The 13458-nt window shown below is 66.3% G+C and carries 14 protein-coding genes; 4 read left to right on the forward strand and 10 right to left on the reverse strand.

Annotated features, from left to right (window positions below):
* The first annotated feature begins 77 nt into the window (after nucleotides 1-77).
* The 3 genes from M3C25_RS09700 (at nucleotide 78) to M3C25_RS09710 (ending at nucleotide 2011) form a co-directional block, all read left to right on the forward strand.
* Nucleotides 78-821, forward strand: coding sequence for a sulfite exporter TauE/SafE family protein (locus tag M3C25_RS09700; RefSeq protein ID WP_259856188.1), 744 nt, complete (start codon nucleotides 78-80; stop codon nucleotides 819-821).
* Between the two features lie 110 nt (nucleotides 822-931).
* The gene (locus M3C25_RS09705) at nucleotides 932-1768 is read left to right on the forward strand and encodes a hypothetical protein (RefSeq protein ID WP_259856190.1); all 837 of its coding nucleotides are present in this window, start codon (nucleotides 932-934) and stop codon (nucleotides 1766-1768) included.
* Between the two features lie 3 nt (nucleotides 1769-1771).
* Nucleotides 1772-2011: an RNA-binding S4 domain-containing protein gene (locus tag M3C25_RS09710; RefSeq protein WP_102161955.1), complete on the forward strand. Its 240-nt coding sequence runs from the start codon at nucleotides 1772-1774 to the stop codon at nucleotides 2009-2011.
* Nucleotides 2012-2167: 156 nt separating this feature from the next.
* On the opposite strand, the gene pspAB is transcribed toward M3C25_RS09710, so the two are convergent.
* The 10 genes from pspAB to M3C25_RS09765 all read right to left on the reverse strand — a co-directional run bounded on the left by pspAB (nucleotide 2168) and on the right by M3C25_RS09765 (nucleotide 12202).
* A complete protein-coding gene (gene pspAB / locus M3C25_RS09715) occupies nucleotides 2168-2767 on the reverse strand; it encodes a PspA-associated protein PspAB (RefSeq protein ID WP_102161954.1) in 600 nt (199 codons plus the stop codon).
* Between the two features lie 48 nt (nucleotides 2768-2815).
* Nucleotides 2816-3718 carry a zinc metalloprotease HtpX gene (gene htpX / locus M3C25_RS09720; protein ID WP_165883615.1) on the reverse strand — a complete coding sequence of 301 codons (903 nt, stop codon included), beginning with the start codon at nucleotides 3716-3718 and terminating at the stop codon, nucleotides 2816-2818.
* A gap of 40 nt (nucleotides 3719-3758) precedes the next feature.
* Entirely contained in the window at nucleotides 3759-4061 is a 303-nt protein-coding gene (gene pspAA, locus M3C25_RS09725; protein WP_102161952.1) for a PspA-associated protein PspAA, read from the reverse strand.
* A gap of 2 nt (nucleotides 4062-4063) precedes the next feature.
* Entirely contained in the window at nucleotides 4064-4861 is a 798-nt protein-coding gene (locus tag M3C25_RS09730) for a PspA/IM30 family protein (protein WP_259799198.1), read from the reverse strand.
* A gap of 222 nt (nucleotides 4862-5083) precedes the next feature.
* On the reverse strand, nucleotides 5084-5374 hold the full coding sequence (locus M3C25_RS09735; RefSeq protein WP_102161950.1) for a WXG100 family type VII secretion target: 291 nt from the start codon (nucleotides 5372-5374) through the stop codon (nucleotides 5084-5086).
* A gap of 153 nt (nucleotides 5375-5527) precedes the next feature.
* Nucleotides 5528-7255: a S1C family serine protease gene (locus M3C25_RS09740; protein WP_259856192.1), complete on the reverse strand. Its 1728-nt coding sequence runs from the start codon at nucleotides 7253-7255 to the stop codon at nucleotides 5528-5530.
* Nucleotides 7239-9035, reverse strand: coding sequence for a sensor histidine kinase (locus M3C25_RS13110; protein WP_375545117.1), 1797 nt, complete (start codon nucleotides 9033-9035; stop codon nucleotides 7239-7241). Before M3C25_RS13110 ends, M3C25_RS09740 begins: the two co-directional genes overlap by 17 nt.
* A gap of 45 nt (nucleotides 9036-9080) precedes the next feature.
* Nucleotides 9081-9842, reverse strand: coding sequence for a response regulator transcription factor (locus M3C25_RS09755; protein ID WP_165883612.1), 762 nt, complete (start codon nucleotides 9840-9842; stop codon nucleotides 9081-9083).
* 73 nt (nucleotides 9843-9915) lie between these two features.
* Nucleotides 9916-11574 (reverse strand): FMN-binding glutamate synthase family protein, encoded by a 1659-nt coding sequence (locus M3C25_RS09760; RefSeq protein ID WP_375545118.1) that lies wholly within the window; start codon nucleotides 11572-11574, stop codon nucleotides 9916-9918.
* Between the two features lie 76 nt (nucleotides 11575-11650).
* Nucleotides 11651-12202, reverse strand: a complete 552-nt coding sequence (locus M3C25_RS09765; protein WP_259856194.1) for a CGNR zinc finger domain-containing protein — start codon at nucleotides 12200-12202, stop codon at nucleotides 11651-11653.
* Nucleotides 12203-12385: 183 nt separating this feature from the next.
* Between M3C25_RS09765 and M3C25_RS09770 the strand changes: the two genes are divergently transcribed.
* Nucleotides 12386-13411, forward strand: coding sequence for an EamA family transporter (locus M3C25_RS09770; RefSeq protein WP_259856196.1), 1026 nt, complete (start codon nucleotides 12386-12388; stop codon nucleotides 13409-13411).
* Nucleotides 13412-13458 lie beyond the last annotated feature (47 nt).

A 13458-nucleotide genomic window follows, 5' to 3' on the forward strand; every position in this document is an offset into this window, starting at 1 on the left:
ACCTGCACCGCACCCAAATCTCAGCAGCCGCAGAACCTCCCGCTGCAGGTCTTATGAAGCGCTAAGCTGAGCTCATCATGCCCGTCATCACCTTCATCCTGCTCGCCGTCTTCATCGGCGCACTGTCCCAGCGCGTGACAGGGATGGGCTTCGCGCTCGTCTCCGGGCCCTTCCTCATCCTCCTTCTCGACCCGATCTCCGGGGTCGTGCTCGTCAACATCGTCGGGCTCGTCTCCTGTGCCGTCGTCTTCGCCCGCACCTGGCGCGACGTCCACTGGGGCGCACTCAAGATCCTCGCCATCACCTCGGCGATCGGCACGATCCCCGGGGCCTGGCTGGCCTGGGCGATGCCCACCGCACCTCTGCAGGCCCTCATCGGTGCCATCGTCGTCATCGCCCTGGCAACCTCGATCGTCATCGGCCGCGTCGGCAAGGTGCTGCCGGTCAACACCGGCGGCATCGCCACCTCGGGGCTTGTCGCCGGGGTCATGAACGCCGCCTCCGGCGTCGGCGGCCCGGCCTTCAGCACCTATGCGGTGCTCACCCGCTGGGAGCAGCGCAGCTTCGCCGCGACGATGCAGCCGCTGCTGGCCATCGCCTCGGTCATGTCGATCATCGCCAAGGTCGCCTTCGACCGCACCGCGATCCCGCACCTCGGGCTCGGCCAGTGGCTCATGGTCTTCGCCGCCCTGGCCGCCGGACAGATCATCGGCGAGCTGACCGCCGAGCGCATCCCGGTCAAGGTTGCCCGCGTCGGCATGATCACCATCGCCTTGGCCGGCGGTGCCGCCACGCTCGTCAAGGGACTGGCGGGTCTGTGAGCTGAACCCCGCGCGCCGTATTCACGCGTGCTCCTCAGAGTGCACTAAGGTTCGCCGGTGATAATGGGGCAGTCAGCTGCACTCGTGATGGAAGAAGGATCGGACGGGGCATGGGATACGTCTTTCTCGGTTTGCTCATCATCGTCGGTTCACTCATGTTCTTCGGCTCCCGGCGCCAGAAGCTGCGCGAACGGGAGGAACAGGCAGAGGAGCTCAGCTTCGTCACCCAGTCCGCAGCCGAGGACGTCACGTCCTTCGGCGAAGAGGTCGCTGACCTCGACATCGTCACCACCGGCGCCGACCTCGACGAGGGCGGCCGCCAGGACTACCAGCGCGCCCTCGACGCCTACGACACCGCCAAGGAAACCCTGGATCGTGTGCAGAAGCCCGAAGACATCCGGCATGTGACCGAAGCGCTTGAAGACGGCCGCTACGCCGCCAAGTGCGTGCGTGCCCGCGTCAACGGCGAGCGGCTGCCCACCCGACGTCCGCCGTGCTTCTTCAACCCGCAGCATGGACCCTCGGTCGAGGAGATCGACTGGGCTCCCGTCGGCGGCCAGTTGCGCCCGGTGCCGGTGTGCGCGGCCGACGCTGAGCGCATCGCCGTCGGTGCTGAGCCTGCCGTGCGCAAGGTCGCCACTGCTGACGGGCTGGGCCGCCGCGCCTATTGGGAGGCCGGCCCGAGCTACGCCGAATACAACCGCGGCTACTTCAACTCCTACGCCGGCTCCGGCCTGCTTCCCGGCATCCTCATGGGCGCTATGCTCTTCAACGGCTTCGGCCACGGCTGGGACGGCTCCTACGCTGACGGCTTCAACGACGGCATGAACGCTGACCCCGGCGGCATGGACGGCGGTGACGCCGGAGGCTTCGACGGTGGAGGCTTCGGTGACGGAGGCGGCTTCGGCGATGGCGGTGGCTTCGGCGACTTCGACTTCGGGTTCTGATCCGTGGAGACTGTCGAGATCAGCTCCGGCGATATCCGCCTCGGTCAGCTGCTCAAGCTCCACGGCGTTGCCGAGCACGGCGTCATGGCCAAGGACATGATCGCGTCCGGCGATGTCCTCGTCAACGGCGAAGTCGATACGCGCCGCAGCGCCAAGATCGTCACCGGGGATGTCATCTCCGTCCCGGCTGCCGGCGTCGAGTTCACCGTCGCCCAGGCCCTGGAGCCTCCTGCGGTCAGCTGACCGGCCGGCAGCAGCACTGCCATCCCCTTTCTGACATTTCGCGCAGACTCGAGAATCGTCGAGTCTGCACGAAATGCACATTCAGCCGAGTTCAGGCGTGCGTTTCGTGTCGACTCGATGATCGAGCAGTCGACACGAACTGCACGCGGGTGCGTCTCAGCGGGTCAGCTCTGGCCCAGCGGTCCGGTCCATGCCCGGGGCATCCCACAGCGGTGACCACTTCGTCAGATCCTCTTCGAGGGGAACCTCGCCTTCGAGCAGGCCCTTGAGCTGGATCTCCAGGGCGTTGTCGCGTCGGTGCTGGCCGACCTGCACGAAGGGGTAGAAGGTGCCGCGCTTGTACAGGTAGACGATCGCGGCCGCGCGGCCGTCGGCGTCACGGAAGTACAGGGCGGTGCACAGCAGCATCGTGTCGAAGCCCTGGTTGACCAGCGCTGAGTTGATGGCGTGCATGTTCGTCGCCAGGTTCGAGATGTTCGCCTGGGCGTCGGTGATGACCTGCCAGGTGAAGCCGTAGCCGTCGTTGACCTGTTCGACGTCGCAGTCGGGGTCCTTGGCGATGAGCTCGCGGCTCTCCTGCTCGGCCTCGGCGAAGGCGCGGCCTTCGACCTCGCGGAAGCACACGGCGCCGACGCCAGTCGGGGTGAACGTCGAGGATGACTGCAGGGTCAGCGACACGTTCGGCAGCGCGAACAGGTCATCGAGGTTGGCTCGCTTCGGCTTGCTGCGGCCCAGAATCGCGTCGAGAAATCCCATGCGCTCAGTCTACGAGTCCGGTGCCGAGGTGTGGAACCAGCGGTGAGGTCATGACGGGCGGGAGAGTTGGCCGGAGATCTTGTTCAGCTGCTCCAGGCGCTTCTCCAGGCTCGGGTGGGTGGAGAACCACTGGCGGACGTCGCGGCCGTTGATGGCCGGGACGAGCGCGAGGTGGTTGGCGCTGGCGGTTTTGCGCAGGTCCTGCGAGGGGATCTGCGTCATCTGGCCGCTGATCTTCACCAGTGCCGAGGCGAGTGTCGATGGCTGGCCGGTGAGGATCGCGGCAGCACGGTCAGCGGCCAGCTCCCGGTAGCGGGAGAGCACGCGGATGAGCACGAAGCTGAGTGCGTAGACAACAGCACCGACGATCATCATCGCCAGCATCACCGGCAGGCCGTTGTTGTTGCGGCTGCGTCCGCCGGTGTAGAAGCCTGCGCGCACCATGAGCGAGGCGACGACGCCGGTGACACCGGCAACCGTCATGACGGTGACGTCGCGGTGGGCGACGTGGGAGAGCTCGTGGGCCAGGACGAGCTCGACTTCCTTGGGTTCCAGGGTGTCGAGGAGACCGCGGGTGACGCAGACGACCGAGTGCTTCGGCGACCGGCCGGTGGCAAAGGCGTTGGGCACCGGCGAATCGGAGTACGCCACCCGCGGTTTGACGGTGTCGGACAGCTGGCACAGCCGGTCGACGATGACATGCAGTTCGGGCGCCTGTTCGGGTGTGACAATCCGGGCGCCCATCGCCTTCAACGCGATCGAATCGGAGAAGTACCACTGGAAGAAGAAGGCGCCTGCGCTGACGATCACCGCGATGACGACTCCGCCTGGGCTGCGGCCCAGGATGTACCAGATCGCCACCATGAGCAGCACGAAGATGAGGCCATTGAGGAACATGGCCGTGCTCATCCGGAATGTCAGCCCGTGGTCTTTGACGAAACGGTTCTTCATAGTCCTTCTGCCTTGCTGCTGTGCCAACGGCCGGTTCTGCTCAGCCCTGAGGGCCGGGGGAGTCCAGGTCAGGGATCAGGCCAGAGCCGTCGACCAGCTGTCGGATGTCGTCGATGCTCGCATCAGCGAACGGGACGACGATGTCGGAGGTGCCGAGGAAGTCATCTGCCACGGGCGTGCCGTGGGAGAGGATGTAGGAGCGCAGGTCGTGAAGCGCGGCACTCGTCTGCTCCTCATCTCCGGACTGCACGGCCTGCTCGACCTTGTCGTCATAGGCCTGGAGGGCGTCCTGTTCGACGTCGGCGACGTCGAACTGGCCTTCGCCCATGATGCGCACGATCATGATCAGCCCTCCTGCCGGGGGTTCTCAGCCGAGGCCTGCGAGTCGGCGGTCTCTGCGTCGACGGGGGCCTCGCGGGTGATCTCCGGGCGGTTCGACTGGCCGCTGGGCAGACCGTCGCGCAGTCGGGCGAGCTCCATCTCGACATCGCTGTCGCTGGAGAGTGCGTTGAGCTGGGCGTCGATGTCGTCATGCGGGGCACCGGTCGGATCGTCGAGCGCACCGGAGGCCAGCAGCTCGTCCATCGCACCGGCGCGAGCCTGCAGCTGCGCGGTCTTGTCCTCGGCGCGCTGGATCGCCAGACCGACATCGCCGAATTCCTCGGAGATTCCCGAGTATGCCTCGCTGATCTTGGTCTGGGCTTCTGCGGCGTTGTAGTTGGCCTTGAGGGTCTCCTTGCGGGTGCGGAAGGAGTCGACCTTGGCCTGCAGGCGCTGCGAGGCCGTCGTGAGCTTCTGCTCCTCGGCCTGCAGCTTCTGGTGCTGGGTCTGCAGGTCGCCGATCTGCTGCTGCAGGCCTGACTTGCGCGTCAGCGCCTCACGGGCGAGATCCTCGCGACCGACTTCCAGGGCCTTCTGCGCCTGGGACTGCAGCTTGTCCTGCTGCTTCTCCAGCTGACCGATCTGCAGCTCAAGACGCTTGCGGCTCGTGGCCACATCGGCGACGCCGCGGCGCACCTTCTGCAGCAGCTCGAGCTGCTTCTGGTACGAGTAGTCCAGCGTCTCGTTGGGATTCTCGGCCTTGTCCAGGGCCGAGTTGGCCTTGGCGCCGAAGATCATCTTGATGCGTTTGAAAATGCTCATCCCGGGGAGTCTCCTTCGAGCTCAAGCTCAGTTCTGCGTTCCCCCTCACTCTACTGCGTGAAATTGGAAAAAGCTTGAGTCGGATCGGCCTGAATGCCAGGCCCCGGGCGGGTTCTGTGGAGTTGAATGACGCGGCGCCACCGGCACGCTGCAGCCGGATTCATCTGCCGGATCATCCCGGCCTCATCCGGCTGCTTTCCGGCGCACCGGCGGCGCGCACCATCAGCGGGAGAAGCGCTTGCGGTTGGCCTCCTCCACCTCCGAGTACTGCACGCCGGCAGCCGAGAGGGCGTCGCGGATGCTCTCGATGCTCTCCTGCACCTGCCGCTGCACGACCTCCCATTCGCCAGCCAGCTGCTGGAAGCTCTCAGCGGCACCGCCGCGCCATGAGTTCTCCAGACTGCGCAGGTGGCTCATGAGGCTGGCCGCCTCATTGTGCAGGACCGTGCATGATTCCCGCGTGCGCGTGACAGTGGCTTCGATCTCCTGGGCATCGACCTGAATGACAGCCATCCCCGGCTCCTTTCCTGTGGTGAGAATTGCTGTCCTCCATTCCACGGGAGAGCACCACGGGTCACCACACGACAACGGCCGGGTGTGGACAGCGTCTCGTGTCCACACCCGGCCGCGCGATCGTGTCAGCTGCTGTTCACAGCAGGCTGCCGGTCACTTCGCCAGCAGCGTCGTGTCGATCTCCTGCTCCTGGCCACCGCGCACCAGGGTGATCTTGACCGTCTGGCCCACCGCATGGGAGCGGATGAGCGCCTGCAGTGCGACTGCGTTGTTCACCTGGGTGCCGTCGACCGCGGTGATCTCGTCATCGGCCTGGATCCCGGCCTGCTCGGCAGCCGAGCCGCCCTGCACCTCGGTGACCTTCGCAGCACCGCGGGCGATGCCGTTGTGATCGACCTGGGAGTCCTGCACCGCCACGCCGAGCGCGGCGTGCTCGGCCTGGCCGTTCTGGATGAGCTGGTCGGCGATGTTCTTGGCCTGAGCGACCGGGATGGCGAATCCGATGCCGATCGAACCGGCCTGGCCGCTCTGCTGGGCATCGCGCAGCGTTGCTGCCGAGGAGTTGACGCCGATGAGCTTGCCGTTGCCGTCGACGAGCGGGCCACCAGAGTTGCCCGGGTTGATCGCTGCATCGGTCTGGATGGCGTTGGTGATTGTCAGCGCCCCCTGCGGGTCCTCGGCGTCCTCACCGATGTTCTCGGTGGTCACAGGCCGGTTGAGCGCGGAGACGATGCCGGTGGTGACGGTGTCGGCCAGGCCGAGCGGGTTGCCCAGCGCCATGACCGGGTCGCCGACGCGCAGCTGGCTGTCATCGCCGAGCGGCAGCGGAGTCAGGCCCTCGGGGCTCTGGCGCAGCTTGAGGACGGCGATGTCGGTCTCGGGGTCGCGTCCGGCGATATCGGCCTCGACCGTGTCGCCGTTGTTGAAGACGACGTTGACCTGGCCGCCGGGGGTATCGGCTGCGGCGATGACGTGGTTGTTCGTCACGATGTGGCCAGCACCGTCGTACACGAAGCCCGAGCCCAGTCCGCGCACCTCACCGTTGACGCCGACCCGGATCGCAGCGACCGACTTCGAGGCGGTGTCGGCGATCGCTGCCCAGTCCGGGGTCTCCTGCGTGCGCTGCGGGGTGTTCTGCGGATCGGTCTGGGATTCCTGCTCCTGCCCGCCGAAAGCCTGCATGCCGTACATGGTGCCGGCACCCAGCGCGCCACCGAGCAGTACGGCCAGCAGCGTGAACAGGGTCAGCGAACCCCAGCCGGGACCGCGTCGCTCACGGCGTGCCGGGGCGGAATGCGGGCCTCCGTCGATGGGCCCGCCAGGAGGCGGTGTCTGTCCGCCGCCGAAGCCATAGCTCGGCGAGCCGGTGCCGGTTGCACTGCCAGTCGCTGTCGGTCCGCTGGCTGCGTTCGCACCCAGCCCACCACCGAGGCCGGTCCCAGCGCCGAACCCGGTTCCGGCTCCAGCCGCTGCTCCGGTTCCAGCACCGTGGCCGGGTCCGTCACTGCCGGGCCCCGAACCGACCGGCCCGCTGGGATGAGTACCGGGACGAGTGCCGGGCTGATGTGCCTGCGGTGCGCTCGCCGGGGCCTGCGGGAACGTGCGCGGGGGCTGGCTGGGCCGCGGCTCGGCTGCGGGCGGGAAGGGCCGACCGGCCGGGGTGCCCGCGCCGGAACCCTGACCGGAGACAGGACCAGAACCGTATCCGGAACCGGGCAGCTGGCTGGGCTGGGAGCCGTAGGAGGCCGTTGGTGAGGCGGGACGCAGAGGGTCGTCGCTGGTGGGGAAGGTGCGCCGGGTCTGCTGGGAGTGGCGGCCAGGCTGTGCCGGCCCGGTGGGGCGCTCATAGCCGTCAGCAGGGTGCTCAGGCGTGTGACTCATCAGTGTCCTTTCCTTGCGCTTCTGACGCAGCGGGGGTCTCGAGTGGGATCGGCAGGTCGACGCGGAAGGTCGCGCCGCCGCCGGGAGTGGGGTGGACGGTGATCCGGCCTTGGTGGGATTCGACGATCGCCTTGACGATCGACAAGCCCAGGCCGGAACCTCCGGTGTCACGGTTGCGGGAGGCATCGAGGCGGTAGAACCGCTCGAAGATGCGCGGGACGTCCTCCGCGTCGATGCCGTCGCCGTGGTCGCGGACCTCGAAGCGCACCCGGCCGGCGGGGAACCCGGCGAGCTTCTCGCTCACGCTCACACCCCCGGCTGCGGAGACGTCGGGGACGATTGTCTGCGCCGTGCCCGAGGCGGCGGTTCCGGTCTCGGAGGCAGCGGCGCTGCCGGTGGCCGGTCTGGTCTTGGGGTCGGTCCTGTCGGTCTTGTCGCGTTTGAAGATCCGCACCGGGCCGGTGACGAAACCAGGCGCCTTGGGCTTCGGATCCACCGCCTCGGGAGCGGGAGGCTCGGCCGGCACGCCGACGACGCCGACGGCGAACTCGATCGCCGTCTGCGGTGGGGTGTGGCGCACGGCATTGCCGGCGAGGTTGACGATGACCTGGCGCAGCTTGGCCTCTGAGCCGTAGATGACCGGGATGTTCTCATCAGCGTCGCCGCCGTCGAGGTCGATGAAGCTGATGTCGCGATCCGGGTCCTGGGCGGCGGCGTCGGCGGCGGCGTCGCGGACGATCGCGCAGATGTTGACCGGGCCGAGCTCTGCCTCACGGCGCTCATCGAGGCGGGCGAGGACGACGAGGTCTTCGACGAGCACGCCCATCCGCTTGGCTTCGGCTTCGATGCGGTCCATCGCCTGGCCGATGTGCTCAGGGTCCTTGAGTGCGCCCTGCCGGTAGAGCTCGGCATAACCGCGGATCGTCACAAGCGGGGTGCGCAGCTCATGGGAGGCATCCGACACGAACTGGCGGATGCGCTTCTCTGAACGCGTCTGGCCGTCGAAGGAGTCCTCGATGCGGCCGAGCATGGTGTTGAGCGCTGCTGAGAGTCGGCCGAGCTCAGTGTTGCGGGGATACTTCGACACACGCTGAGAGAGGTCGCCGGCGGCGATTCGCGAGGCGGTCTCCTCGATGTTCTTCAGCGGCCGGAAGGTGTTGGTGATCGCGAAGTAGCCGACGCCTGCCACCAGTGCCAGGGCGAGCAGGCCGATGCCGACCATGGTGTTGCGGGCTCGTTCGCTGATGCCGTCGACGTCCTTGTCAAAGGGCACGGCGACGGCGACGAGCCACGGGGTTCCTTCGACTTGGAGCGCGAGCGCCCGCCAATGCGAGGAGGTGCCCTCGACGGTGAAGGGGTGGCCGGCGCGCTCGCTGACGAGTGACTGATTGATATCGGGCAGGTACGGCACATTCGTCGGGTCCGGAGCGACTGGCTCGAAGGCGGTATTGCCGTCGTTCGAGTAGAACTGCACGTAATAGGAGCCGGGCAGCAGATTGCGCAGCGACTCCTCCTGCGGATTCGACTGCACCTGATCCCCGCCCTGCAGGGGTGCGGGCAGGAACACCTGCTCAGCGGCCTGAATCGCCAGGGCATCCGAGGCGCTGATGAGCCGCTCATCGGTGCGCTCGATGAGGCTGGCGCGGAGGTTCTCGAGCACCCATGCGCTCGTGCCGGTGAGCACGAGCAGCATGAGCGTCATCATGATCGTCAGCAGCTTGGTGGTCAGCGACCATTCTTCCCAGATGACGGTCTGCTTGCTCTTGCGGTGACGATTCACAGGCGTGACGATTCTCAGCTCGATAGGGGGTCAGGTGTCAGATACTCACTTGGTCTCGGGTGTGCGCAGCATGTAGCCCACGCCGCGCTTCGTCTGGATCATCGGGCGCCATTCGGCCTGCACCGGGTTGCCGGCTTCATCGGTTTCCGGGGCGGTGTCGATCTTGCGGCGCAGGTAGGAGATGTAGGACTCGACGATGCCGGTGTCGCCGCCGAAGTCGTACTCCCACACGTGGTCGAGGATCTGCGACTTCGACAGCACGCGGTTGGCGTTGAGCATGAGGTAGCGCAACAGTTTGAACTCGGTGGGCGAGAGGTCGACGAGGATCCCGCCGCGGCGCACTTCATGGGTGTCGTCGTCGAGTTCGAGGTCGCCGACCTGCACGACTGCACCCTCGTCCTCTTCGAGGCTGTGGGTGCGGCGCAGCACCGCGCGGATGCGGGCGACGACTTCTTCGAGGCTGAAGGGCTTGGTGACGTAGTCATCGCCACCGACGGTCAGGCCGGTGATCTTGTCGGAGGTGTCGTCACGGGCGGTGAGGAAGACGACCGGGATGTGCCGGCCGGTCTGGCGCAGCCGGCGGGTGACGGTGAAGCCGTCCATGTCCGGGAGCATGACGTCGAGGACGAGCAGGTCGGGTTCGCTCTGCTCGGCCAGGCGCAGGGCCTCAGCGCCGTTGCCAGCGGAGATGACGTCGAAGCCGGCGAAGCGCAGGCTGGTGGAGAGGAGTTCGCGGATATTGGGCTCATCATCGACGACCAACAGGGTGGCCTCAATGTCTTCGTGTTCGAGATGTCCTGAAGTCATGGCCCCATCCTGGCACATGAGTCTGGAAGTTTTCTGGACTCTAGCTGGATGCAAATGTGTTGTGCATCACATGTCAACCGACCGGTTTGTCATCGGTGTCGACATCGGGGTGGACGGTCTCGCCCTCGCCTTCCTCCTGATGGACCCAGCTGGGTCCGAAGAAGTCAGCAGTGGCCTCGTTCCAGTCCTCCAGCCACCCGCGCGGCGGAGCTTTGAGCAGCTCGCCTTCCTCCATCCAGTTGAAGACGTGCGCGTAGGACATCACCTCGGTATGGGAGACGCGCTTGCGCAGCATCTTCGGCGAGAGCTGGTCCGGTCGGGCGACGCCGAGAGTCGAGAGCATCTGCTTGGCCTCATCGACGGTGGCCTTGTGGTAGTTGTGCACCGCCACCGACTTCGAGGGCACATGCAGCGAGCGGGCGAGCTTGGGGTCCTGCGTGGCCACACCGGTGGGGCAGTGGTTGGTGTGGCAGCGCTGTGCTTGGATGCAGCCGACGGCCATCATCATCGGCCGGGCGGCCAGGCAGAAGTCCGCGCCCTGGATGAGCCGGCGGACGATGTCGTTGCCCGAGGCGATCTTGCCGGCGACTCCGAGCTTGATGTGCTTGCGCAGTCCGACGCCCACGAGGGCGTTGTGCACAACGTGCAGGCCCTCGGTCAGCGGGGTGCCCATGTGGTCTTCGTATTCCAAGGGCGCGGCGCCGGTGCCGCCCTCGGCGCCGTCGATGACGATGAAATCGGGCAGAATGCCGGTCTCGAGCATCGCCTTGCACATGCCGAGCACGTCACGGCGCATACCGACGCACAGTTTGAAACCGATCGGTTTGCCCCCGGAGAGTTCGCGCAGCTGGGAAATGAATTCCATGAGCTCGCGAGGGGTCTGGAATGCCGAATGGGCAGGCGGGGAGATGCAGTCCTCATCGAGCGGGACGCCGCGGGCCTCAGCGATCTCCGGGGTGATCTTCTCTGCCGGCAGCACGCCGCCCAGACCGGGTTTCGCGCCTTGGGAGAGCTTGATCGAGATCGCCTTGACATGCGGGTGGCGGGCTTTCTCCTCGAACTGCTCGGGATTGAAGTTGCCCTCGGAATCACGGCAGCCGAAGTAGCCGGACCCGAATTCCCAGATCAGATCGGCGCCGCTTTCGAGGTGGTACTTCGTCAGCCCGCCCTCTCCGGTCTCCTGGGCGAACCCGCCGCGGGCTGCTCCCTGACTCATCGCCATCACGGCGTTCTTCGACAGGGAGCCGAAGCTCATCGAAGAGATGTTGAACAGCGAGGAGTCGTACGGCTGGGTGCACTGCGGGCCGCCGATGCGCACCCGGTGCTCGCCCTCCGGGATCGGGCCGGGCTGTGCAGCATGGATGAGATACTCGTAGCCCGGTGCACGCACCTCGAGCTCGGTGCCGAAGGACTTGACCGAATGCGTGCCGTTGGCACGCTCATAGATGAGGTCGCGGACATCGCGGTCGAACGGCTTGCCGTCATAGTTGCGCTCGACGAAGTACTGCTGGACCATCGGGCGGATGGTCTCCATCATGTACCGGCCGTGGCCGATGACCGGGAAGTTGCGCAGCACCGCGTATCGGTGCTGCACCACGTCGTAGACGGCCACGAGCAGCAGGATGGCTGCGGCTAAGACGAGGATCCACCACCACGCGCTCAGTGCCAGCGCCATTGCCGCACCGACCGCCATGACGAAGAGTATGCCGATGAAGATACCGATCGCGATCATATTCTTTAGCCTACGACCAAAGCCGAGCTGCCTGAGGGAGGAACGTGCCCTGCTTTTCGCGCTGTCGGCGCACAGCTCAGGCCGGTTGCTCCTCCTGTCGCTTGCGGTAAGCGGCCACGTGGGTGCGGTTGGCGCAGTTGCCCGTGTCGCAGAAGCGCTTCGATCGGTTGCGTGAGAAGTCGACGAAGACGGCGTTGCAGTCCTTGGCCGCGCATACCTGCAGGCGGGAGAGCTCGTGCTCGCGGATGAGGTCGATGAGCGCAAACGCGATGTCGATGGCGAAGCGGTCCGGCAGCGGCGCGGTCTGGGCGGTGCCGTGCAGGTGCCAGTCCCAGCCGTCATGGCGCACGAGCTGGGGGAGTGCGTTGCAGCGCAGCAGTGTCGAGTTCACCGCCGCGACCACATCCTCGATCGCATCGGAGTCGAAGACGGTCTCGAAGTCCTCCCGCACCGCGTGGGTCAGGTCGACGTCGGAGCTCGTCGCCGCGATCGGGGCCGAGAAGTCGTGCCGACGCGCGAACTCCTCGATGGCTCCGGCATCGGCCAGCAGCTCCTGGTCGTTGCGCCCGGAGTTGATGAGGTCGACGAGCATGACCAGGACGGAGCGGTTTTCATCGGTGAGAGACATGCTGGCCACAGTGTAGCGAATACAGCCTGTGATCAAGCTCACGCGAAATCTGTCTCGTCATGACCATCGTCGCGTTGACTCGTGAGCTCTGCCTGCTGTTCACTAGAATGTGTGTCAGTGCGTCATGAGTCAAAGTGGTAACACTCATGACACGCCACTCCGTTCGTCGTGGGGAGGGAAACCGTGAACCGTCAGGCTATCTCAGGTCTCGTGCTCATCCTGCTGTCCGCCTTCTGCTATGCCGCAGCCGCGCCGATCGGCAAGGTCATGTATGCCGGCGGCTGGACCCCGGAGGTCGTCGTGTTCCTCCGCGTGCTCGGCACCGGCCTCGTCCTCCTCATCCCCACGCTCTTCGCCATGCACGGCCGCTGGCACGCGTTCGCCCGCTGGCAGACCTGGCGTGATGTCATCACCTTCGGGATCGTGTCCGTCGCCGGAGTCCAGCTGCTGTTCTTCATGTCGGTCGAGCACCTCGACGTCGCCATCGCACTGCTGCTGGAGATGACCGCCCCACTCATGATCGTCGTGTGGGTGTGGCTGCGCAGCCGCATCCGTCCCAGCTCACTGACCTTCGTCGGCATGGGCCTGGCGATGTTCGGCCTGGCCTTCATCCTCGACCCGCGCGGTGCCCAGCTCCACCTCGGCTCGGTGCTGCTGGCCCTCGGCGCAGCCGTCTGCCTGGCGTGTTACTTCCTCGACTCGGCCAAGGCTGAGATGTCGGTTCCGCCGATCGCACTCGTCGGCTTCGGCATGTTCGTCGCAGCTGTCGCCGTGGGCACCTATGCCTTCGCCGGTCCGCGCGCCCAGCAGCTGACCACCGCGCCCATGTCGCTGGGCTCAGTGCCGGTCACCTGGTGGCAGGCGATCGCGCTCATCGTCCTCGTCACCGCTGGCGCCTACGTCACCGCCGCCTTCGGCATCCGCATGATCGGTGCGACGGTCGCCAGCTTCGTCAACCTCATCGAGGTGCCGTTCTCCGTCGTCATCGCCTGGGTCGTTCTCGCCGAACTTCCGGTCTACGCCCAGGCCGTCGGCGGCATGCTCCTGCTCGCCGGCGTCGTGTTCATCAAGATCGGCGAGAGCCGCACTGCTGCCCGCGAGGTCGTGGTCTCCGATGTGCCGGTCGCCTCGCTTCCGGTCATCGAGCACATCGCCGTTCCCGAGGCGGTGCGCACCCGCAGTGCCGCTCCCGAGGCGGTCGGCGCCTGAATTCTTACTGCATGGTGTATGAATCTATGCATAGGGAGATTCTGAGC

The sequence above is a fragment of the Brevibacterium luteolum genome (assembly GCF_025147615.1).
GTDB lineage: Bacteria > Actinomycetota > Actinomycetes > Actinomycetales > Brevibacteriaceae > Brevibacterium > Brevibacterium luteolum.